Genomic DNA, 20,719 nt, shown 5'->3' with positions numbered 1-20,719 from the left:
TTGCGGCGCGACGACTGAATAGTTCGTTAGCTGGCTAAGGGGATGGCGCTGGCGCACCGAAAAATGGCACATTGACGCACCTGCCCGCGTGCACCCATCTGCAGTCCGGAAAATTTCATGGCTATCAGCAACGTTCAGACCGCCGCTGCCTCGGCGTCCGCTCCTCCCCAGAGCAGTCCATTGGTGATGCGCATCATCGGCGCGGTCGCGCTGGCGCATTTGATCAACGACCTGATCCAGTCAGTGCTGCCGTCGATCTATCCGCTGCTCAAGGCCAACTATGGCCTGAGCTTCACCCAGGTCGGCCTGATTACTTTGACGTTCCAGCTGACCGCTTCGCTGTTGCAGCCGTGGGTCGGTTATCACACCGACCGGCATCCGAAACCGTGGCTGCTGCCGGCAGGTTCGGTGTGCACGCTGATCGGCATTGTGATGATGTCGATGGTCGGCAGTTTCCCTCTTATCTTGCTGGCGGCGGCGCTGATCGGTATCGGCTCTTCGACCTTTCATCCTGAAGCTTCTCGTATCGCACGGCTGGCGTCGGGTGGGCGTTTCGGTCTGGCGCAATCGACGTTCCAGGTCGGTGGTAATGCCGGTTCGGCGTTCGGTCCGTTGCTCGCCGCGGCGATCATCATTCCCTTTGGGCAAGGCAATGTGGCGTGGTTCGGGCTGTTCGCGGTGTTTGCGTTGTTTGTGCTCTATCGCATCAGCCGCTGGTACGCCCATCACCTGAACCTTTTCAAGCTCAAGGCTGGCCAGGCCGCCACTCATGGACTGTCGAAGGGCAGGGTGATCAGTGCATTGGTGGTGCTCGGGCTGTTGGTGTTCTCCAAGTACTTCTACATGGCCAGCCTGACCAGTTACTTCACTTTCTACCTGATCGAGAAGTTCGACCTGTCGGTGGCCAGTTCCCAGTTGCATCTGTTCCTGTTCCTCGGTGCGGTGGCGGCGGGCACATTCTTCGGCGGGCCGATTGGTGACAAGATCGGGCGCAAGGCAGTGATCTGGTTCTCGATCCTTGGCGTTGCGCCATTCACGCTGCTGATGCCGCATGTCGACCTGTTCTGGACCAGCGTCCTGAGCGTAGTGATCGGCTTCATCCTCGCTTCGGCATTTTCGGCGATCGTGGTGTACGCGCAGGAACTGGTGCCGGGCAATGTCGGGATGATTGCCGGGGTGTTCTTCGGTCTGATGTTCGGCTTTGGCGGGATTGGCGCGGCGTTGCTCGGGCATCTGGCGGACATTCACGGCATCGAATACGTGTACTTCCTGTGCTCGTTCCTGCCGCTGTTCGGGGTGCTGGCGATCTTCCTGCCAAGAACCAAAAAGGCCTGACGGGCTGAATTTCAGGCATAAAAAAGCCGCGTATCAAACGCGGCTTTTTCTTGGGTGCAGCTTTTACACGTTGAAGCGGAAGTGCATCACGTCGCCGTCCTTGACGATGTAATCCTTGCCTTCCAGGCGCCACTTACCGGCTTCCTTGGTGCCCGCTTCGCCCTTGTACTGGATGAAGTCGTTGTAGGCGATCACTTCAGCGCGGATGAAGCCTTTTTCGAAGTCGGTGTGGATCACGCCAGCGGCTTGTGGTGCGGTGGCACCGACGCGGACGGTCCAGGCGCGGACCTCTTCGACACCGGCGGTGAAATAGGTCTGCAGGTGCAGCATTTCGTAGCCGGCGCGGATGACGCGGTTCAGGCCAGGCTCTTCCAGGCCCAGGGCCTCGAGGAACATGTCTTTCTCTTCGCCGTCGTCCAGCTCGGCGATTTCCGCTTCGATCTTGTTGCAGACCGGAACGACCATGGCGCCTTCTTCTTCGGCGATGGCCTTGACCACGTCCAGGTGCGGGTTGTTCTCGAAACCGTCTTCAGCGACGTTGGCGATGTACATGACCGGCTTGGTGGTCAGCAGGTGAAAGCCCTTGATGATCGCCTTTTCTTCGGCGCTCATGTTCTTCATCAGGCTGCGTGCAGGCTTGCCTTCGGTGAAGTGCGGGATCAATTGCTCCAGCAGGGCTTTCTGGGCCACTGCGTCCTTGTCACCGCCCTTGGCGTTGCGCGCGACTTTCTGCAGTTGCTTCTCGCAGCTGTCGAGGTCGGCGAAGATCAGTTCCAGGTCGATGATTTCGATGTCGCGCTTCGGGTCGACGCTGTTGGAAACGTGGATCACGTTTTCGTCTTCGAAGCAGCGCACAACGTGAGCGATCGCGTCGGTTTCGCGGATGTTGGCCAGAAACTTGTTGCCCAGACCTTCACCTTTCGAAGCGCCGGCTACCAGACCCGCGATGTCGACGAACTCCATGGTGGTCGGCAGGATGCGCTTCGGATTGACGATTTCCGCCAGGGCGTTCAGGCGTGGATCGGGCATCGGCACGATGCCGCTGTTCGGCTCGATGGTGCAGAAGGGGAAGTTCTCGGCCGCGATCCCGGATTTGGTCAGGGCGTTGAACAGGGTGGACTTGCCGACGTTAGGCAGGCCGACGATGCCGCAATTGAATCCCATGGTGTTTCCCCTCGGATTAGAGTCAGGCCTTCTGGCTGTGCAGGTTTTTCATCGCGCGGTTCCATTCACCGGCGAGGATATCCGGCAGCACGCCGAGGGCAAAGTCGATGCTGGCATCGAGTTTTTCCTGTTCGGCGCGAGGCGCACGACCCAGGACGAAATTTGAAACCATACTGGCAACGCCCGGGTGGCCGATGCCAAGCCGCAGGCGGTGGAACGTATTCTGATTGCCCAATTGCGCAATGATGTCGCGCAACCCGTTGTGACCGCCATGACCGCCGCCAACCTTGAGCTTGGCGACGCCCGGAGGCAGATCGAGTTCGTCGTGCGCCACCAGGATTTCTTCAGGCTTGATGCGGAAGAAACCGGCGATTGCCGCCACGGCCTGGCCGCTGCGGTTCATGTAGGTGGTGGGAATCAGCAGACGAACATCCTGACCCTGATGCGAAAAGCGCCCGGTCAGGCCGAAATACTTGCGATCGGCCACGAGATTCACGTTCTGTGCGTGGGCGATGCGCTCAACAAAAAGGGCCCCTGCGTTATGCCGGGTCTGTTCGTATTCAGCGCCTGGATTTCCCAGGCCAACGATCAGTTTGATGGCAGTCACGATAGGGGCCCTTCCTTTGAGTGGTGGATAACATCGCCGCAATCCGTGAAGGCGGCGAAAGTGGACGAAAAATGCTCATTTACCATGGATGTAAACTCCGCGTTCCCGCCCGCTTTCTCGCTACGTTCCAGTCCGCGATGTTACCTGCTCACTCAGGCATGACAGAGTGAATTACTCTGCTGCGCCTTCTTCGGTAGCTTCTGGAGCAACACGTGGAGCGTGGACGTTGGCAACAGCCTTGTCATCGCCGTGTGCCAGAGCAACGAACTCGACACCTTTAGGAGCTTTGAGGTCCGACAGGTGAACGATGGTGCCGATTTCAGCGTCAGCCAGATCGACTTCGATGAACTCAGGCAGATCTTTTGGCAGGCAGGAAACTTCGATCTCGGCAATAACGTGCGAGATTTCGCCGCCTTTCTTCACTGGAGCAGCTTCGTTGATGAAGTGCACAGGAACGATAGCGGTCAGTTTCTGGCCAGCTACAACGCGTACGAAGTCAGCGTGCATCACGTGGCCTTTGGCCGGGTGACGCTGCAGAGCCTTGATGATCACGTTTTGCTTGGTGCCACCAACGTTCAGTTCGATAACGTGGCTGTAGGCAGCTTCGTTTTCGAGCAGTTTGGCAACTTCTTTGGCCAGCATGCTGATGGATTCAGGGGCTTTGTCGCCACCGTAAACAACAGCTGGAACCAGGTTGGCGAGACGACGCAGGCGGCGGCTCGCACCTTTCCCCAGGTCGGAACGCAGTTCAGCATTCAAAGTAAAATCGTTCATTTTGTATCTCCAAAATAGCCATGACCGAGTGGCGTTTGCGACCAGCGCCGAACACGGTATGGGCAAAAAAGCCCCGCCCCGGCAGGAATGCCGGGGCGGGGCGCTTTTCGTCAACGAGACATTTCGAGAAGGGCAGGGCCCTTAACGGAACATCGCGCTGATCGATTCTTCATTGCTGATGCGGCGAACCGCTTCGGCAACAACCGGTGCGATATCCAGTTGACGGATACGTGCACAGGCTTGTGCTGCAGCGGACAGCGGGATGGTGTTAGTGACCACCAGCTCGTCCAGCACGGAATTTTCGATGTTCTCGATGGCCCGACCCGACAGCACAGGGTGTGTGCAGTAGGCAAAGACCTTGGCTGCGCCATGCTCTTTCAGGGCCTTGGCCGCATGGCACAGAGTGCCGGCGGTATCGACCATGTCATCGACCAGGATGCAGGTACGCCCTTCGACATCACCGATGATATGCATCACTTCAGAGTGATTGGCTTTCTCACGGCGTTTGTCGATGATCCCGAGATCCACGCCCAGGGATTTGGCAACGGCACGTGCACGCACGACGCCACCAATGTCCGGGGACACGATCATCAGGTTCTCGAAGCGCTGATCTTCGATGTCATCCACCAGAACCGGGGAGCCGTAGATGTTATCTACCGGAATATCGAAGAAACCCTGAATCTGGTCAGCATGCAGATCAACCGTGAGAACACGGTCGATGCCGACTACGGTGAGCATGTCAGCAACGACTTTCGCGCTGATAGCCACACGTGCGGAACGCGGACGGCGATCCTGACGGGCATAGCCAAAATAAGGAATAACAGCAGTGATACGAGTAGCCGAGGAGCGGCGGAAGGCATCAGCCATCACTACCAGTTCCATCAGGTTGTCGTTGGTCGGAGCGCAAGTCGGCTGAATAATGAAGACGTCTTTACCGCGAACGTTTTCATTGATCTCGGCTGTAATTTCGCCGTCGGAGAATTTACCGACAGAGATGTCACCGAGAGGGATATGCAGCTGACGTACTACACGCCGAGCCAGATCGGGGTTAGCGTTCCCCGTAAAGACCATCATCTTGGACACGCGCAGTACCTGAAGGCTGAGGGTATACCTGGATGAGTATAGGAAAATGGCAGGGGCGGCTGGATTCGAACCAACGCATGGCAGGATCAAAACCTGCTGCCTTACCGCTTGGCGACGCCCCTGTATCTGTTGCTTGCAAGTGCCGGGCACTTGGTTCTTTTAGAGCAGACTTTGCAGCTTGCGATGCAACATCGAAACGTTGCTTCCTTTTGCTACAAACCCTGTAAGGGTCTCTGTCAGAAGGGCCGAGACTTTATCAGCTTCAGCTTTGCTTGGGAAGCCCCCAAACACACAACTTCCAGTTCCGGTGAGTTTTGCTTCAGTAAAATTACCTAGCAAATTCAATGCGTTACGTACTTCTGGATAACGCCTTGCGACCACCGGCAAACAGTCATTTCGACTGTTTCCCTCGGGAACGGGGCGCACTTTAATGGGCGGCGTGTTACGTGTCAACAATGGATCTGAAAAAATTTCTGCCGTACTAACAGAGACTTGCGGAACGAGTACGACGTACCACGGTTCGGCAGGCTCGACCGGGGTCAGTTTCTCGCCAACACCTTCGGCAAAAGCCGCATGGCCACGCACGAACACCGGCACGTCGGCGCCCAGCGTCAGGCCCAGTGCAGCCAGGCGATCTTCATCCCAGCCCAATTGCCACAAATGATTGAGCCCGAGCAGGGTGGTGGCCGCGTTCGAGCTGCCGCCACCGATGCCGCCGCCCATCGGCAGGATCTTGTCGATCCAGATATCGATGCCGAGCGAGCAGCCGGATTGCTCCTGAAGTTTTTTCGCCGCGCGCACGATCAGGTTGCTGTCGTGGGGAACACCCTCGAATTCGGTGTGCAGGCGAATCACGCCATCGTCACGCACGGCGAAGGTGATTTCGTCGCCGTAGTCGAGAAATTGAAAAAGCGTCTGCAACTCGTGATAACCGTCTTCACGGCGACCGAGGATGTGCAGCATCAGGTTGAGTTTGGCTGGCGATGGCAAAGTGAGGCGTGGAGCGGTCATGCGTTATTGCCCCAACTTGCGCGGTTGCCAGGTCTTGATGACCAGCGTCACATCCAGATCGGCGCCGTGCAGCTTGATCCGCTCGGGCAGCCAGTAACCGTTCTGTTCGGCATAGCTGAGGTATTCGACCTGCCAGCCATCCTGATCCAGATTGGCCAGACGACTGTTGCCGTCCAGGGTCAGGCGGCTTTTGCTGTCCGGTGCCGGGAGGCCGCGAACCCACCAGGCCAGATGCGAGACCGGCAGTTTCCAGCCCAGTTGTTCCTCGACCAGCGCTTCCGGCGTCGGCGCTTCATAACGGCCCTGATTCGCCACTTCCAGCGACACCGCGCCCGGACGGCCGGTCAAGCGCGCCGCGCCACGACCCAGCGGGCCGGACAGACGGATGTCGTAGTAATCCTGACGTTGCAGCCAGAACAGCGTGCCGCTGCCCGAATCTTTCGGGGCGCGGATGCCGATCTTGCCGTCGATCTGCCAGCCATCAAGGCCGGTCAATTGCTGTTTGTGCTCGCGCCATTGGCCAGGATTGCCGTGGCCTTCGACCGATTCACGGGCGCCGAAGCCCGCGCAACCGGCGAGCAGGGCGATGAAGCTGAAAACTATGACGTGGCGCAAAAACATGAGTTAAAGAGTCTCGGATCCGGTCAGGCGCTTGATGGTGCTGCGCAGGATGGTGCTGTCAGGCTGGTCCTTGAGGAACTTGCCCCAGATTTGTTTCGCTTCGCGCTGCTTGCCCTTGGTCCACAGCACTTCGCCCAGGTGCGCGGCGACTTCGTGATCGGGGAAGCGCTCGAGGGCCTGACGCAGGTATTTCTCGGCGTCTTCCAGATTGCCCATGCGGAAGTTCACCCAGCCGAGGCTGTCGAGCACCGCCGGGTCTTCCGGGTTGATCTGGTGGGCCTGCTCGATCAGCGCCTTGGCTTCAGCGTAGCGGGTGGTGCGGTCGGACAGGGTGTAGCCGAGGGCGTTGAGGGCCATGGCGTTGTCCGGATCTCGCTTGATGATCAGGCGCAGGTCTTTTTCCATCTGCGCCAGGTCATTGCGTTTTTCCGCCTGCATCGCGCGGGTGTAAAGCAGATTCAGATCGTCCGGGTACTGCTGCAACGCTTGTTGCAGGACTTTCCAGGCCTTGTCGCCCTGATTGTTGGCGGACAGGGTTTCGGCTTCGATCAGATACAGCTGGATTGCGTAATCCGGCTGCTCGTCACGCTCGGCGGCCAGTTTGCTCTGGGCTTCGGCGGTCTTGCCGTTGTTCATCAGAATATCGGCCTGACGCAATTGCGCCGGCAGATAGTCGTTGCCGGGGCCAACCTGGGCGTACTCGATGAGCGCGCCTTGCGGGTCGTTGCGTTCTTCGGCGATGCGCCCCAGGTTCAGGTGCGCCGAATCGACATGACTTTCCCGGGCGATCAGGTCTTCCAGATAACCCTTGGCCTCGTCCCAGGCCTTGGCTTCCAGGCAGACCAGCGCCAGCGAGTAACGCAGTTCGTCGTCTTCCGGGTATTGCTGAACCAGGGTGGAGAACTCGACCTTGGCGTCGTCCATCCGGTCCTGCTCCACCAGCATCCGTGCGTAGGTCAGGCGCAGGCGTTTGTCGTCCGGATACTTCTTGATGCTCTTTTGCAGCAGTGGCAGCGCTTCGTCGCCGCGGTTGAGCCCTTGCAGCAGGCGTGCGCGCAGCAGGATCGGGGCGATCTCGCCGTCTTCCGGCGGATTGTCTTCGAGCAGGGTCAGCGCGCCTTGGGTGTCGCCGTCCTGCTGCATCAGCAGGGCCTTGCCGAAAATCAGCTGATTGTTGTTCGGGTGACGCTGCAACAGGCGGTCGAAACTTTTCATCAGGCCGTTGCGGGTTTCCTGATCGGTGTCGGCAGCCGACAGCGCGAGGAAGTCGAAATGGGTGTCGCCCTTGCCCTGCAGGACTTTCTCCATATAGACCATCGAGTCGTCATAGCGCCCGGCGCGGGCCAGTTGCACGGCGGCTGCGCGTTGCGCTTCGAGGTCGTCCGGGGCGTTTTTCGCCCAGATCAGCGCCGTATCGAGGGCCGGCTGGTCGGCGCCCAGGTACTCGGCGATGCGGAACGCGCGCTCGGAAACGCCTGGATCCTGGGTGTTGATGGCCTGGGTCACGTAGTTGTCCAGGGCAATGTCGAAACGATTGCGCTGGCCGGCGAGTTCGGCAGTCAGCAGGCTGAACACCGTTTCCTGGCTGAACGAGCTGTAAACCTTGGGCTTTTCAGGAGCCGGCGTGGTGTCTTCGACCGGTGAGGCACCGTCCTGCGAAACGGGGGCCAAGGCCTGGCAGCCGCTGAGGAAGACAAAAGCGAGGAGCAACGCGGAAGATCTATTCATATAGGAAGAGGACGACTAACCTGCGGTCGGATCATCATGACACAAGCCTTCGGCCAAACATAACCGAGTCTCGATTGTGGCCATTACAGGGGCCGACAATTGGGACAATAGTCAGCGGTAGTTGTTCTGAATCTGACGAAGTAGGACAATTGCCGGCTTCACGTCACCATCAGCGACCTTGAATGGCCTTCCTTGCACTCGGTATCAACCACAAGACTGCTTCAGTAGACGTCCGCGAGCGCGTGGCCTTTACCCCTGAGCAGCTGGTGGAGGCCTTGCAGCAGCTCTGCCGACTCACCGACAGCCGCGAAGCTGCGATCCTCTCCACCTGCAATCGCAGCGAGCTGTATATAGAACAGGATCAGCTTTCGGCCGATATCGTGCTGCGCTGGCTGGCCGACTATCACCATTTAAGCCTCGATGAGCTGCGCGCGAGTGCTTATGTGCACGAAGATGATGCGGCAGTTCGTCACATGATGCGCGTCGCCTCCGGGCTCGACTCGCTGGTGCTGGGCGAACCGCAGATTCTCGGCCAGATGAAATCGGCCTACGCCGTGGCCCGCGAGGCCGGCACCATCGGGCCGCTGCTCGGGCGTCTGTTCCAGGCGACCTTCAATGCCGCCAAGCAAGTGCGTACCGACACCGCCATCGGCGAAAACCCGGTGTCCGTGGCGTTCGCCGCGGTCAGCCTGGCCAAACAGATTTTCAGCGACCTGCAGCGCAGCCAGGCCCTGCTGATCGGCGCCGGCGAGACCATCACCCTGGTCGCCCGCCATCTGCATGACCTCGGGGTCAAGCGCATCGTGGTCGCCAACCGGACGCTGGAACGCGCCAGCCTGCTGGCCGAGCAGTTCGGTGCCCACGCGGTGTTGCTCTCGGACATCCCGGCCGAACTGGTGCGCAGCGACATCGTGATCAGTTCTACCGCCAGTCAGTTGCCGATCCTCGGTAAAGGCGCTGTGGAAAGCGCGCTGAAGCTGCGCAAGCACAAGCCGATCTTCATGGTCGACATCGCCGTTCCCCGTGACATCGAGCCAGAAGTCGGCGAGCTCGACGACGTTTACCTCTATAGCGTCGACGATCTGCACGAAGTGGTCGCCGAAAACCTCAAGAGCCGTCAGGGTGCAGCCCAGGCCGCCGAGGAGATGGTCTCGGTCGGTGCCGACGACTTCATGGTGCGTCTGCGCGAGCTGGCAGCGGTCGATGTGCTCAAGGCCTATCGTCAACAGAGCGAACGCCTGCGCGACGAGGAGCTGCAAAAGGCCCTGCGCCTGCTGGCCAACGGCGGCAACGCTGAAGACGTGCTCGGGCAATTGGCCCGTGGCCTGACCAACAAACTCCTGCACGCCCCGAGCGTACAGTTGAAAAAGCTTTCTGCCGAAGGCCGCCTCGATGCGCTGGCCATGGCTCAGGAACTCTTTGCCCTCGAGGGCTCACCGGATAGCTTTTCGGATAAAAAACCGCAATGAAAGCGTCACTGCTCAATAAGCTGGACATCCTCCAGGACCGTTTCGAGGAACTGACCGCGCTGCTCGGCGACGCCGAAGTCATTTCCGACCAGGCCAAATTCCGCGCCTATTCCAAGGAATACGCCGAAGTCGAGCCGGTGGTCGAAGCCTATAAAAAGCTGCTCAGCGTACAAAGCGATCTTGAAGGCGCGCAGGCGCTGCTCAAGGACAGCGACCCGGACATGCGTGAAATGGCCGTGGAAGAAGTCCGCGAAGCCAAGGAACTGTTGATTACGCTGGAATCCGACCTGCAACGCATGCTGCTGCCCAAGGATCCCAACGACGGGCGCAACGTGTTCCTCGAAATCCGCGCCGGCACCGGTGGCGACGAGGCGGCGATCTTCTCCGGCGACCTGTTCCGCATGTACTCGCGTTACGCCGAACGACGTGGCTGGCGCGTGGAAATTCTCTCGGAAAACGAAGGCGAACATGGCGGCTATAAAGAAGTCATTGCCCGGGTCGAGGGCGACAACGTCTACGGCAAGCTGAAGTTCGAGTCCGGCGCTCACCGCGTACAGCGCGTGCCGGCCACCGAATCCCAGGGCCGGATCCACACCTCGGCCTGCACCGTGGCGGTGCTGCCTGAGCCGGACGAGCAGGAAGCGATCGAGATCAACCCGGCGGACTTGCGCGTCGACACTTACCGTTCCTCCGGGGCCGGTGGTCAGCACGTCAACAAGACCGACTCGGCGATCCGCATCACTCACTTGCCGACCGGCATTGTGGTCGAGTGCCAGGAAGAACGTTCCCAGCACAAGAACCGTGCCCGGGCGATGGCCTGGCTGTCGGCCAAGCTCAACGACCAGCAGACCGCCGCGGCGGCCAACGCCATCGCCAGCGAACGTAAATTGCTGGTGGGTTCCGGTGACCGCTCCGAGCGTATCCGCACCTACAACTTTGCCCAGGGCCGGGTGACCGACCATCGCGTCAACCTGACCCTGTATTCCCTCGACGAAATCCTCGCCGGTGGCGTCGAAGCAGTGATCGAGCCGTTGCTGGCCGAATACCAGGCCGACCAGCTCGCAGCGATAGGTGAGTAAATGACCATCATCGCCAGCCTGTTGCGCGCCGCCGAACTGCCGGATTCGCCCACCGCGCGTCTGGACGCCGAACTGCTTCTGGCCGCCGCGCTGGGCAAGTCGCGCAGTTTTCTTCACACCTGGCCCGAGCGCATCGTGCCCAGCGAAGCCGCACTGGTCTTCGCCGAGTACCTGCAACGTCGTCGCAGTGGTGAGCCGGTGGCTTACATTCTGGGCCAGCAGGGTTTCTGGAAGCTCGATCTGGAAGTCGCACCGCACACGCTGATCCCGCGCCCGGACACCGAACTGCTGGTGGAAGCCGCGCTGGAACTGCTGCCGGCAACCCCCGCCAAAGTTCTCGACCTCGGCACGGGCAGCGGGGCGATTGCCCTGGCCCTGGCCAGCGAGCGCCCGGCGTGGCAGGTCACCGCCGTGGATCGGGTGCTGGAAGCCGTGGCCCTGGCCGAGCGCAATCGCCAGCGCCTGCACCTGAACAACGCGACGGTGCTGAGCAGTCACTGGTTCAGTGCCCTCGAAGGCAAGCGTTTCGAGTTGATCATCAGCAATCCGCCGTACATCCGCGCCGCCGATCCGCATCTGGTGGAAGGCGACGTGCGTTTCGAACCGGAAAGCGCCTTGGTGGCCGGCGTCGACGGGCTCGACGATCTGCGTCTGATCATCGCCCAGGCGCCAGCCCATCTGGAGGCCGGTGGCTGGCTGATGCTCGAACACGGCTATGATCAAGCCGAAGCCGTGCGCGATCTGCTGCTGACCCAAGGTTTCGAAGAAGTCCACAGCCGCTCCGATCTGGGCGGCCATCAACGGATCAGCCTGGGGCGTCTGCCGTGCTGAATGATCAGGAATTGTTGCGCTACAGTCGGCAGATCCTGCTGCAACACATCGACATCGATGGCCAGTTGAAGCTCAAGGACAGTCGGGTGTTGATTGTCGGCCTCGGTGGTCTCGGTGCGCCGGTTGCCTTGTATCTGGCGGCGGCGGGTGTCGGTGAGTTGCACCTGGCGGATTTCGACACGGTCGATCTGACCAATCTGCAACGCCAGATCATCCACGACACCGACAGCGTCGGTATGACCAAGGTCGACTCGGCGCTCAAGCGCCTCAGCGCGATCAATCCCGAAATCAAACTGGTGCCCCATCGCCAGGCGCTGGACGAGGATTGCCTCGCCGCAGCCGTGGCGGCGGTGGACCTGGTGCTCGACTGCTCGGACAACTTCTCCACCCGCGAAGCGGTCAATGCCGCCTGCGTGGCCGCGCGCAGGCCTTTGGTCAGCGGCGCGGCGATTCGCCTCGAAGGACAGCTTTCGGTGTTCGACCCACTTCGCGCCGATAGCCCGTGCTACCACTGCCTGTACGGTCACGGCAGCGAAGCCGAACTGACTTGCAGCGAAGCCGGCGTGGTCGGGCCGCTGGTGGGTATGGTCGGCAGCCTGCAGGCGCTGGAAGCCTTGAAGTTGCTGGCGGGGTTCGGCGAGCCGCTGGTGGGCCGTCTGCTGTTGATCGATGCATTGGGCTCGCGTTTCCGTGAACTGCGGGTCAAGCGCGATCCCGGTTGCAGCGTCTGTGGTTCGCAGCATGCGTGAAGCGCCGATCGCCGTATTCGATTCCGGCGTCGGTGGTGTATCGGTGCTGGCGGAAATCCAGCACCTGCTGCCGAATGAATCGCTGCTGTACCTCGGCGACTGCGGCCATATTCCTTATGGCGAAAAAACCCCTGAATTCATCCGCCAGCGTTGCAGCGTGATGGCCGGTTTTTTCCGGGAGCAGGGCGCCAAGGCGCTGGTGATCGCCTGCAACACTGCGACCGTGGCCGGCGTGGCCGATCTGCGCCGGGATTTTCCCGAGTGGCCGATTGTCGGCATGGAGCCGGCGGTCAAACCGGCCGCTGCTGCCACTCGCAGCGGGGTGGTGGGCGTACTCGCCACCACGGGCACCTTGCAGAGTGCGAAATTTGCGGCGCTGCTCGACCGCTTCGCCACGGATGTGCGGGTCATCACTCAACCGTGCCCCGGACTGGTGGAGCTGATTGAAAGCGGCGATCTGCACAGTCCCCAGTTGCGAGCCTTGCTCAAGCACTACGTCGATCCACTTCTCGCCAACGGATGCGACACGATCATCCTGGGCTGCACCCACTATCCGTTTCTCAAACCGATGCTCAAGTCGATGATCCCCGAGAGCATCAGCCTGATCGATACGGGCGCGGCGGTAGCGCGGCAATTGCAACGGTTGCTGGCCGAGCGTGACCTGCTCGCCGAAGGGCCGAACCGGCCGGTCAGATTTTGGACCAGCGCCGACCCCGCGTCTTTGCGCAACACGCTGGTGCTGTTGGGGCAGGTCGCCGGCGACGTCGAAAAATTCACCTTGTAAAAAAAATGTGAAATATCTAAAAAGTCAGCTGAACTTCTGACCAAGCGCAGATTTCTATAGCGCAGAGTGACCTAGAAAACCAAACGATCGTTCCGAAAAGGAAGTTTCAACGTGAAGCGACTATTCTGCTTGGCCGCGATTGCGGCTGCACTGATGGGGCAAAGTTTTACCGCACAAGCTGCTGGCGTCGAGTTTGCAGTGGGCGGTACCAGCGATTCGACGATGACTTATCGCCTGGGTATGAATTTCGATTGGGACAAAAGCTGGCTGCAAAGCGACGTCGGTCGTCTGACCGGTTACTGGAGTGGCGCCTACACCTACTGGGAAGGTGACAAGACCTCCAGCAACAACAGCCTTTCGTTCTCGCCGGTATTTGTGTACGAGTTCGCCGGTCAATCGGTCAAGCCGTATGTCGAGGCGGGGATCGGCGTGGCGCTGTTTTCCAACACCGAGTACGAAGACAACAAGCTCGGCGGTTCCTTCCAGTTCGAGGACCGTATCGGTTTCGGCCTGCGCTTCAATGGCGGGCATGAGGTGGGGATCCGTGCGACGCACTATTCCAACGCCGGTCTGAGCAGCGACAACGACGGGGTTGAAAGCTACGCGCTGCATTACACGATGCCGCTGTAAACCTCGAGAGTTAAGCCCAGGAAAAAAGGAGCGCTCAGCGCTCCTTTTTTTTGTAATCAGCGATACGCCGTGGCAATACCCTGGCGTTCATCGATGCATTCCGGCGCGCCCATTTCAAACTCGCGGCAGATCAGCGGGCGCTTCTCGTAGATCGTGCACATCATCGTGTCGCGATCCAGCGCCGCGCACCAACCGTCGTCCAGACGCAGCATCACTTCACCACCCCAATCGTCGGTATCGATAAAACGCTCGGGTACGCCGGTGTCGGTGATCAGCATCACTTCGAGCTGACAACAGCAGGCTGCACAGGTCGAGCAGGTGACCTCGGGCTCGGCGATTTGCCGATGGGGAATGGTTTTCATGGCGCCAGTGTACGGCAGTGACCGATGACCGTGTGAAAGGCCTGACAGGCGTTCAGCGCGCCAGCCGCCGGGACAATTGGTGCAGCAGCGGAAACAGCAACGCCCACAGCAGCGCGATGCCAATCAGGCTGGGGAGTTCACCGAAAGGAAATTGCACGCCGGCCAGTCGTCCGCCGGCGCCATAGGACAGCGCGCCCCCTGCCGCGCCAAGCAGACTGGCCAGCCACCACGGCCGTGCGCTCCATTGCAGGCAATGACGCAAGGTCGTGGCAAACAACGCCCACAGCAACATCAGCCACAGCGGAATCAGTGGCGACATATCCTTGAACTCGAAAACCCCGAGGCCGCGCAGCGCGCTGTCCACCGCCGTGCCGATAATCACCACGCTGAGGATCAACCGGCCTTCATCCGCCCAACTGCTGATCCAGCGCAGATGAACCACCAGTACCATCAGCGCCAGTAGCAACCACAAACTGTTACCGCCGAGCACGCAGGCCAGCCAGCCGATCTGGAACAGGGCTGCGTTGGCCAACCGCTCAAGCATCGAACCGGCCCAGCAAAGGCGCGGTCATGGCCGCCGGTTTGGCCAGCACCAGTTGCGCGGTGCCGATGGTGCGTTCGAGGAATCCGCCCTCGCAATAACACAGGTAGAACTCCCACAGCCTGAGGAAGTAATCGTCATAGCCCAGCTCGGTCAGACGCCCGTGAGCATGCCGAAAATTCTCGTGCCACAGACGCAGGGTGCGGGCGTAGTGCAGGCCGAAATCTTCCATGTGCAACAGATTCATGTCGGTGTCGCGGCTGACGATCTCGAGCATTTTCTGCACGCAGGGCAGGGCGCCGCCGGGAAAAATGTAACGCTGGATGAAGTCCACGCTACGGCGCGCCTGCTCGTAGCGCTGTTCGCGGATAGTGATCGCTTGCAGCAGCATCAGGCCGTTGCTCTTGAGCAGGTGTGCGCACTGTTTGAAGTAAGTCGGCAGGAAGCGGTGGCCGACCGCTTCGATCATCTCGATCGACACCAGTTTGTCGTACTGGCCGGTAAGGTCCCGGTAGTCCTTGAGCAACAGCGTCACCTGATCCTGCAAGCCGAGGCGTTCGATACGGGCGGCGGTGAAGGCGAACTGCTCCTTCGACAGTGTGGTGGTGGTGACTTTGCAGCCGTAACGCTGCGCCGCGTACAGCGCCATGCTGCCCCAGCCGGTGCCGATTTCCAGCAGATGGTCGTCGGGCTTGAGCGCAAGCTTCTGGCAGATCCGCTCCAGTTTGTTCAGTTGCGCCTGCTCCAGGCTGTCGTCCGGGCGGAGAAACTGCGCGGCCGAGTACATCATGGTCGGGTCGAGAAACTGCTCGAACAGGTCATTGCCGAGGTCGTAATGAGCGGCGATGTTTTTCTGCGAGCCCTTGCGCGTATTGCGATTGAGCCAGTGCAGCCCGCGCACCAGCGGGCGACTGAGCCGGGCCAGGCCACCTTCCATTGCGTCGAGCACTTCAAGGTTGCTGACGAAGACCCGCACCACTGCCGTCAGATCCGGCGAGCGCCAGTAACCATGAATAAAGGCCTCGCCGGCACCAATCGAACCATTGCTCGCGACCAGGCCCCAGGCGGCGGGATCCAGCACCTGAATTTCCCCCACCAGCGCGCTGCCCGGCGTACCGAAGACGTGACGTTCGCCGTCCTCGATGACGATCAGTTGGCCCTGTTTGAGCTGCTCCAACTGGCGCAGTACTCCCCGGCGCAGCAGCGAACTGCTCAAACCGTGGGGGCTGAACAGGCTGGCTTTGGCCGAGACGCTAGTGGATTTCATGGTGGCGTTCCTTGGTCGGTACGGTGGCGGTTCGAAAATGGTCGTCGGCGCGCTGGTGGTCATACACCGGGGTGCGCTTGAGCAGCAGGCGCAATGCTTGCCAATAGATCGCCAGCGCGGTCTTGGCGGTCATCCAGGGAAAGCGCCACAAGTGCCGGTGCAGGTGGCGCCGATCAAGGGGTTCGCGTCGCAGGTCGAGGGTGGCGTCGAACAGTTTTCGCTCGCCTTGCCAGTCGGCCATGTGCACGCCCAGAGTCTGCGCGGCTGGGCTGAAACGCATGCGGTATTCCAGATCCGGCGGCAGGAACGGTGACACGTGAAATGCCTTGGTCACCGCAAAGTGCTGGTGAAAGTCATGCAGATCGGTCGGCGCCCGAGCCGGCAGCACGTAGTGATAACGCTCGCGCCACGGCGTGTTGGTGACTTCGCAGAGAATCGCAGCCAATTGGCCGTCGGCTTCGTGGCAATAGAAAAAACTCACCGGGTTGAACGACAGGCCCCAGCTGCGCGGCTGGGTCAGCAGGCAGATCGAACCTTGCGGCGCGTGGCCCAGGGCTTCGCCAACCAAGCGGCGCACCGCATCGCTCAGGCGTACACCCCGGCCGGTGAAGGTTTTCAGGTAGTCGGTTTCGCGAAATGAGAACGGCGCAAAGCGGCTGGCACCCGCCAGTCGCGACAGGCCCAGCACCGCCTCCTGTTCAGCCAGATCGAGGTACAGCATGCCGATCCGGTAACGGAATTCATGACGGCGTGGAGCAAATCGCCGATGGGCGATCCAGCCACTGTAGAGCGCGCTGTTCACAGGCTTTCTCCGAAAGCGGCGGCGACGCGCAAGGCGCTGACCACGCCATCTTCATGGAAACCGTTGGCCCAATAGGCGCCGCAATAATGCGTGTGCTGCGCGCCGTCGATTTCGGCCCAGCGTTGTTGCGCCGCCACTGCTGCAAGGCTGAATTGCGGGTGGGCGTAGGTGAAGCGCGCGAGCACCTTGGACGGGCTGATGCCGGCGCTCTGGTTGAGGCTGACGCAGAACGTGGTGTCGCTCTGGATGCCCTGCAGAATGTTCATGTCGTAGGTCACGGCAGCCCGGGTATGGCCAGCACCGCCGAGGCGATAGTTCCAACTGGCCCAGGCCCGTTTGCGTGTGGGCAGCAGACGGGTGTCGGTGTGCAGCACCACTTCATTGTCGGCATAGGGCAGGGCACGGAGGATTGCCCGTTCTTTATCGTCAGGATTTCCCAGCAGTCGCAACGCCTGATCGCTGTGGCAGGCCAGCACCACTTTGTCGAAACGTTCGATGCCGGCGGGGCTGTGGATAACCACGCCGTGCGCATCGCGATCGATCCGGCCTACCGCGCAGTTCAGGCGGATGCGCTCCTTGAACGACGCGGTCAGCGGCGCGATGTAGGCACTGGACCCGCCCTCGATCACCTGCCACTGCGGCCGGTTGCTGATCGACAGCAACCCGTGATTCTCGAAAAAGCGCACGAAGAACTGCAACGGAAAATTGAGCATCTCGGCCATCGGCATCGACCAGATCGCCGCCCCCATCGGCACGATGTAATGCAGGATGAAGCGCTCGCCGTAACCGCCAGCCTTGAAGTAGTCGTCGAGGGTGGTGTCGGCGGCGATTCGCTGCTCGGCAAGGTCGCGTCGGGCCTCTTTATTGAACCGCAGGATGTCACGCAACATGCCCCAGAATCCGGGCGACAACAGATTGCTGCGCTGGGCGAACAGGCTGTTCAGGTTATTGCCGTTGTATTCCAGGCCGGTGTCGGGATCGTTCACCGAAAAACTCATTTCGGTAGGCTTGAACGCCACGCCCAACTGGCCGAGCAAACGAATGAAGTTGGGATACGTCCAGTCGTTGAACACGATGAAGCCGGTGTCCACTGCGTAGTCGCGTCCGTCCACGGTCACCGGCACCGTGTGCGTATGACCACCGACCCGGGCGTCGGCTTCGAACACGGTGATCTCATGTCGACGAGCGAGCAGATACGCGCAGGTCAAACCGGCGATGCCGCTACCGACGATGGCGATTTTCATGTTGCATCCCTGAGCGGCGGGTTGCTGCGCACCATGCGTTTGCCAATCGCCAGTTGTACGCGCGCGGGCATTTTCGACAAGGGCCACAGGGCGGCGATGAACAGCGCCGGGAAAGCGATCTCCAGCGGGCGATCCTTCAGTTTGGCGAAGATATGCCGCGCGGCTTTTTCCACAGGCCAGCTGAGCGGCATCGGAAAATCATTCTTGGCGGTCAGCGGTGTGTCGACGAAACCAGGGCTGATTACCGTGACGTCAATGCCTTCGTCGGCGAGGTCGATACGCAGGGATTCGAACAGATAACGCAGCCCGGCCTTCGATGCGCCATAGGCTTCGGCGCGGGGCAGCGGCACATAAGTCACCGAGCTGGCCATCCCCACCAGATGCGGCGCCGTACCTTTGCGCAGCAAGGGCAGGGCGGCTTCGATGCAATAGCTGCTGGCGAGCAGGTTGGTGCGCACCACGTGTTCGATGATCGTGGCGTCGAACTGGCGGGCGTCGACGTATTCGCAAGTGCCTGCGTTGAGGATGACCGAGTCCAGCGCCCCCCAGTCGTGTGCGATCTGTTCGCCGATCTCGCGCACGGTCTGGCTGTTGGTCAGGTCGCCGGGTACCACCAGCACCTGTCCCGGATAACGTTGCGACAACACCTTGAGCGGCGCGACCTGGCGGGAACTGACCGCCAGATGTGCGCCGGTCTTGAGGATTTCTTCTGCCAATGCTGCACCAATGCCACTGCTGGCGCCGGTCAGCCAATAACGCCGTGGAGCTGTACGACTCATCCCAATCTCCTTTTCAGCCAAGCGATCACTCGGCCCAATACAGGTAAATGTTCATAAAGCAGCGCTCCGGCATCGAAGTAATCCCGGTGGCGGTAAACCTTGTCGCTCCAGAGCAAATGTGAGCAGCCGGCGACGCGGATCAGCTGCCCGCCGCTCAGACGCGGGTGGCGGTAGCTCATGACCCAACGCAAATAACCTTCGCCGTCGCCGATCTGGTCGAAGCCGTGGAAATCGAAGCGCAGTTCGTTGACGTTGGCGTACAACTCGCTGAAATAACCGCGCAAGTTCGTCAGCCCCTGCACTTCATGCAGTGGATCGGTGAAATGAATGTCTTCGCTGTACAGTTCATTCAGGTTTCGCAGGTTGTCTTTGTTCAACTGTGCGAACCGCTGGGCAAAACCGCGCAGAAAATCACTCATCGCTCTCTCCTTGAGACGATCGCGACGGCAGGTTCTTGAAGGCTGCCAGCGCCCGTTCCCGTGATGCACCCAGATTGACGATCGGCGCCGGATAGTCCGCCACGCCGAATAGCCCGCCGGCACTGGCCGGGTCGTGGACTTCTTTCTTGTTCAGCCTGGCCAGCTCCGGCAGCCAGTGCTTGATGAACAAGCCCTCGCTGTCGAATTTTTCCGACTGGCTGACCGGGTTGAAGATGCGGAAGTACGGCGCCGAATCGGTACCGGTCGAAGCACTCCACTGCCAGCCGCCGTTGTTGGCGGCCAGGTCGCCGTCGATCAGGTGGCGCATGAAGAAACGCTCGCCCTCGCGCCAGTCGATCAACAGGTTCTTGGTCAGAAACATTGCCACCACCATCCGCAGGCGGTTGTGCATCCAGCCGGTTTCCAGCAGTTGGCGCATGGCCGCGTCGATGATCGGCAAGCCGGTGCGGGCCTCTTGCCAGGCGGCCAGGTCCTCGGGGGCGTCGCGCCAGGCCAGGGCTTCGGTTTCCGGGCGGAATGCGCGATGCCGTGAAACCCGCGGATATCCGACGAGGATGTGTTTGTAGAACTCGCGCCACAGCAGTTCGTTGATCCAGGTGACAGCCCCGACCTTGCCGCTTTCGAATTCGCCCTGATTGCTTTGCAGGGCGGCGTGCAGGCATTGGCGTGGCGAAATCACGCCAGCGGCCAGATAGGCCGAAAGCTGGCTGGTGCCGGGTTTGGCCGGAAAGTCGCGCTCGCTCTTGTAGTAATCGATCTGCGCATCGGCGAACGTGTCGAGGCGCCGCCGGGCCTCGGCTTCACCGGCGGGCCACAGGGCGCGCAGGGATTCGTCGGGTGTCGGGAATCCTTCGATGGCTTGCGGAACGGGGTCGCTGGCGATGTTCAGCGCCAATTGTTTGCCCGGCGCTTGTTTGAGCGAAGGCATCGAGCGGTGCAGGCGTTCGTAGCAAACCTTGCGGAACTGGCTGAACACCTGAAAGTAGGTACCGGTCTTGGTCAGAACGCTGCCTGGCTTGAACAGCAATTGGTCGAGGTAGCTGTGGAAGGTTATGCCTGCCGCTTGCAACGCCTCGGCGACGGCGGCATCGCGACGGCTTTCGTGGATGCCGTATTCCTCGTTGACGTGCACGGCATCGATCTTCAGCTGCCGGCACAGTTCGAGCAGCACGTCGGGTGCCTGATCCCAGTGAGGCGCGGTGCGGATCAGGAGCGGGATGTTCAGGTCGCCAAGGCTTTTGCTCAACTCACGCAAATTGCGCAGCCAGAAATCGACCTTGCACGGCGCGTCGTCATGTTCCTGCCATTGCTGCGGGCTCAACAGATACACGGCCAAGGTCGGGCCACGCTCGGCGGCGGCCGCGAGGGCGGTGTTGTCGTGTTGGCGCAGGTCGCTGCGCAGCCAGATCAATTGCATGT

Annotated in this window: 22 protein-coding genes and 1 tRNA gene; 7 read left to right on the top strand and 16 right to left on the bottom strand. The window is 60.6% G+C overall.

Features of this window, described 5'->3' with window-relative positions:
• The first annotated feature begins 117 nt into the window (after positions 1-117).
• Positions 118-1,335, top strand: a complete 1,218-nt coding sequence (locus CAF73_RS02625) for an MFS transporter (RefSeq protein ID WP_085700898.1) — start codon at positions 118-120, stop codon at positions 1,333-1,335.
• Between the two features lie 63 nt (positions 1,336-1,398).
• Here the strand turns inward: CAF73_RS02625 and ychF are convergent, their stop codons facing one another.
• From ychF to CAF73_RS02585, 8 genes are all read right to left on the bottom strand, one after another.
• Positions 1,399-2,499, bottom strand: coding sequence for a redox-regulated ATPase YchF (gene ychF, locus CAF73_RS02620; RefSeq protein WP_085684819.1), 1,101 nt, complete (start codon positions 2,497-2,499; stop codon positions 1,399-1,401).
• 22 nt (positions 2,500-2,521) lie between these two features.
• Positions 2,522-3,106: an aminoacyl-tRNA hydrolase gene (gene pth / locus CAF73_RS02615; RefSeq protein WP_085701811.1), complete on the bottom strand. Its 585-nt coding sequence runs from the start codon at positions 3,104-3,106 to the stop codon at positions 2,522-2,524.
• A gap of 171 nt (positions 3,107-3,277) precedes the next feature.
• Positions 3,278-3,880 (bottom strand): 50S ribosomal protein L25/general stress protein Ctc, encoded by a 603-nt coding sequence (locus tag CAF73_RS02610; protein ID WP_085700896.1) that lies wholly within the window; start codon positions 3,878-3,880, stop codon positions 3,278-3,280.
• 141 nt (positions 3,881-4,021) lie between these two features.
• The gene (locus CAF73_RS02605; protein WP_003171603.1) at positions 4,022-4,963 is read right to left on the bottom strand and encodes a ribose-phosphate pyrophosphokinase; all 942 of its coding nucleotides are present in this window, start codon (positions 4,961-4,963) and stop codon (positions 4,022-4,024) included.
• Between the two features lie 47 nt (positions 4,964-5,010).
• A tRNA-Gln gene (locus tag CAF73_RS02600) sits at positions 5,011-5,085 on the bottom strand.
• Positions 5,086-5,122: 37 nt separating this feature from the next.
• Positions 5,123-5,974, bottom strand: a complete 852-nt coding sequence (ispE, locus tag CAF73_RS02595) for a 4-(cytidine 5'-diphospho)-2-C-methyl-D-erythritol kinase (RefSeq protein ID WP_085700895.1) — start codon at positions 5,972-5,974, stop codon at positions 5,123-5,125.
• Positions 5,975-5,977: 3 nt separating this feature from the next.
• Positions 5,978-6,595 carry a lipoprotein insertase outer membrane protein LolB gene (lolB, locus tag CAF73_RS02590; RefSeq protein WP_085700894.1) on the bottom strand — a complete coding sequence of 206 codons (618 nt, stop codon included), beginning with the start codon at positions 6,593-6,595 and terminating at the stop codon, positions 5,978-5,980.
• Between the two features lie 3 nt (positions 6,596-6,598).
• On the bottom strand, positions 6,599-8,323 hold the full coding sequence (locus CAF73_RS02585; RefSeq protein ID WP_085701810.1) for a tetratricopeptide repeat protein: 1,725 nt from the start codon (positions 8,321-8,323) through the stop codon (positions 6,599-6,601).
• Between the two features lie 182 nt (positions 8,324-8,505).
• On the opposite strand from CAF73_RS02585, the gene hemA reads away from it, so the two are divergent.
• From hemA to CAF73_RS02555, 6 genes are all read left to right on the top strand, one after another.
• Positions 8,506-9,792, top strand: a complete 1,287-nt coding sequence (gene hemA / locus CAF73_RS02580) for a glutamyl-tRNA reductase (protein ID WP_085700892.1) — start codon at positions 8,506-8,508, stop codon at positions 9,790-9,792.
• A complete protein-coding gene (gene prfA / locus CAF73_RS02575) occupies positions 9,789-10,871 on the top strand; it encodes a peptide chain release factor 1 (RefSeq protein ID WP_085700891.1) in 1,083 nt (360 codons plus the stop codon). Before hemA ends, prfA begins: the two co-directional genes overlap by 4 nt.
• Complete coding sequence (gene prmC, locus CAF73_RS02570; protein WP_085700890.1) at positions 10,872-11,702, top strand: peptide chain release factor N(5)-glutamine methyltransferase; 831 nt, start codon at positions 10,872-10,874, stop codon at positions 11,700-11,702. It abuts the gene before it with no gap.
• Positions 11,696-12,451 (top strand): molybdopterin-synthase adenylyltransferase MoeB, encoded by a 756-nt coding sequence (locus tag CAF73_RS02565; RefSeq protein WP_085701809.1) that lies wholly within the window; start codon positions 11,696-11,698, stop codon positions 12,449-12,451. The genes prmC and CAF73_RS02565 overlap by 7 nt, the downstream gene beginning before the upstream one ends.
• Entirely contained in the window at positions 12,444-13,235 is a 792-nt protein-coding gene (gene murI, locus CAF73_RS02560; protein ID WP_085701808.1) for a glutamate racemase, read from the top strand. Before CAF73_RS02565 ends, murI begins: the two co-directional genes overlap by 8 nt.
• Before the next feature lie 111 nt (positions 13,236-13,346).
• Positions 13,347-13,865 carry an acyloxyacyl hydrolase gene (locus CAF73_RS02555; protein WP_085700887.1) on the top strand — a complete coding sequence of 173 codons (519 nt, stop codon included), beginning with the start codon at positions 13,347-13,349 and terminating at the stop codon, positions 13,863-13,865.
• A gap of 56 nt (positions 13,866-13,921) precedes the next feature.
• On the opposite strand, the gene CAF73_RS02550 is transcribed toward CAF73_RS02555, so the two are convergent.
• The 8 genes from CAF73_RS02550 to phrB are packed head-to-tail and all read right to left on the bottom strand — an operon-like array spanning position 13,922 to position 20,717.
• Complete coding sequence (locus CAF73_RS02550; protein ID WP_007951707.1) at positions 13,922-14,227, bottom strand: YkgJ family cysteine cluster protein; 306 nt, start codon at positions 14,225-14,227, stop codon at positions 13,922-13,924.
• A gap of 52 nt (positions 14,228-14,279) precedes the next feature.
• On the bottom strand, positions 14,280-14,771 hold the full coding sequence (locus CAF73_RS02545) for a DUF2878 domain-containing protein (RefSeq protein ID WP_085701807.1): 492 nt from the start codon (positions 14,769-14,771) through the stop codon (positions 14,280-14,282).
• Complete coding sequence (locus CAF73_RS02540; protein WP_085701806.1) at positions 14,764-16,035, bottom strand: cyclopropane-fatty-acyl-phospholipid synthase family protein; 1,272 nt, start codon at positions 16,033-16,035, stop codon at positions 14,764-14,766. Before CAF73_RS02540 ends, CAF73_RS02545 begins: the two co-directional genes overlap by 8 nt.
• Positions 16,022-16,837: a DUF1365 domain-containing protein gene (locus tag CAF73_RS02535; RefSeq protein WP_085700884.1), complete on the bottom strand. Its 816-nt coding sequence runs from the start codon at positions 16,835-16,837 to the stop codon at positions 16,022-16,024. The genes CAF73_RS02540 and CAF73_RS02535 overlap by 14 nt, the downstream gene beginning before the upstream one ends.
• Positions 16,834-18,081: an NAD(P)/FAD-dependent oxidoreductase gene (locus CAF73_RS02530; protein ID WP_085701805.1), complete on the bottom strand. Its 1,248-nt coding sequence runs from the start codon at positions 18,079-18,081 to the stop codon at positions 16,834-16,836. Before CAF73_RS02530 ends, CAF73_RS02535 begins: the two co-directional genes overlap by 4 nt.
• A complete protein-coding gene (locus tag CAF73_RS02525; protein WP_085700882.1) occupies positions 18,078-18,860 on the bottom strand; it encodes an SDR family oxidoreductase in 783 nt (260 codons plus the stop codon). The genes CAF73_RS02530 and CAF73_RS02525 overlap by 4 nt, the downstream gene beginning before the upstream one ends.
• Positions 18,857-19,279, bottom strand: a complete 423-nt coding sequence (locus CAF73_RS02520; protein ID WP_085701804.1) for a nuclear transport factor 2 family protein — start codon at positions 19,277-19,279, stop codon at positions 18,857-18,859. The genes CAF73_RS02525 and CAF73_RS02520 overlap by 4 nt, the downstream gene beginning before the upstream one ends.
• Positions 19,272-20,717 carry a deoxyribodipyrimidine photo-lyase gene (phrB, locus tag CAF73_RS02515; RefSeq protein ID WP_139834796.1) on the bottom strand — a complete coding sequence of 482 codons (1,446 nt, stop codon included), beginning with the start codon at positions 20,715-20,717 and terminating at the stop codon, positions 19,272-19,274. The genes CAF73_RS02520 and phrB overlap by 8 nt, the downstream gene beginning before the upstream one ends.
• Positions 20,718-20,719 lie beyond the last annotated feature (2 nt).

It is taken from the genome of Pseudomonas sp. B15(2017), assembly GCF_002113215.1.
Lineage (GTDB): Bacteria > Pseudomonadota > Gammaproteobacteria > Pseudomonadales > Pseudomonadaceae > Aquipseudomonas.
This window is presented reverse-complemented; position numbering and strand designations above follow the sequence as displayed.

Excerpts from the sequence above, each read along its gene's own strand:
- CAF73_RS02625 (WP_085700898.1), top strand. The coding sequence starts at position 118 with ATGGCTATCAGCAACGTTCAGACCGCCGCTGCCTCGGCGTCCGCTCCT.
- ychF (WP_085684819.1), bottom strand. The coding sequence starts at position 2,499 with ATGGGATTCAATTGCGGCATCGTCGGCCTGCCTAACGTCGGCAAGTCC.
- CAF73_RS02610 (WP_085700896.1), bottom strand. The coding sequence starts at position 3,880 with ATGAACGATTTTACTTTGAATGCTGAACTGCGTTCCGACCTGGGGAAA.
- ispE (WP_085700895.1), bottom strand. The coding sequence starts at position 5,974 with ATGACCGCTCCACGCCTCACTTTGCCATCGCCAGCCAAACTCAACCTG.
- lolB (WP_085700894.1), bottom strand. The coding sequence starts at position 6,595 with ATGTTTTTGCGCCACGTCATAGTTTTCAGCTTCATCGCCCTGCTCGCC.
- CAF73_RS02585 (WP_085701810.1), bottom strand. The coding sequence starts at position 8,323 with ATGAATAGATCTTCCGCGTTGCTCCTCGCTTTTGTCTTCCTCAGCGGC.
- hemA (WP_085700892.1), top strand. The coding sequence starts at position 8,506 with ATGGCCTTCCTTGCACTCGGTATCAACCACAAGACTGCTTCAGTAGAC.
- prfA (WP_085700891.1), top strand. The coding sequence starts at position 9,789 with ATGAAAGCGTCACTGCTCAATAAGCTGGACATCCTCCAGGACCGTTTC.
- prmC (WP_085700890.1), top strand. The coding sequence starts at position 10,872 with ATGACCATCATCGCCAGCCTGTTGCGCGCCGCCGAACTGCCGGATTCG.
- murI (WP_085701808.1), top strand. The coding sequence starts at position 12,444 with ATGCGTGAAGCGCCGATCGCCGTATTCGATTCCGGCGTCGGTGGTGTA.
- CAF73_RS02550 (WP_007951707.1), bottom strand. The coding sequence starts at position 14,227 with ATGAAAACCATTCCCCATCGGCAAATCGCCGAGCCCGAGGTCACCTGC.
- CAF73_RS02545 (WP_085701807.1), bottom strand. The coding sequence starts at position 14,771 with ATGCTTGAGCGGTTGGCCAACGCAGCCCTGTTCCAGATCGGCTGGCTG.
- CAF73_RS02540 (WP_085701806.1), bottom strand. The coding sequence starts at position 16,035 with ATGAAATCCACTAGCGTCTCGGCCAAAGCCAGCCTGTTCAGCCCCCAC.
- CAF73_RS02530 (WP_085701805.1), bottom strand. The coding sequence starts at position 18,081 with ATGAAAATCGCCATCGTCGGTAGCGGCATCGCCGGTTTGACCTGCGCG.
- CAF73_RS02525 (WP_085700882.1), bottom strand. The coding sequence starts at position 18,860 with ATGAGTCGTACAGCTCCACGGCGTTATTGGCTGACCGGCGCCAGCAGT.
- CAF73_RS02520 (WP_085701804.1), bottom strand. The coding sequence starts at position 19,279 with ATGAGTGATTTTCTGCGCGGTTTTGCCCAGCGGTTCGCACAGTTGAAC.
- phrB (WP_139834796.1), bottom strand. The coding sequence starts at position 20,717 with ATGCAATTGATCTGGCTGCGCAGCGACCTGCGCCAACACGACAACACC.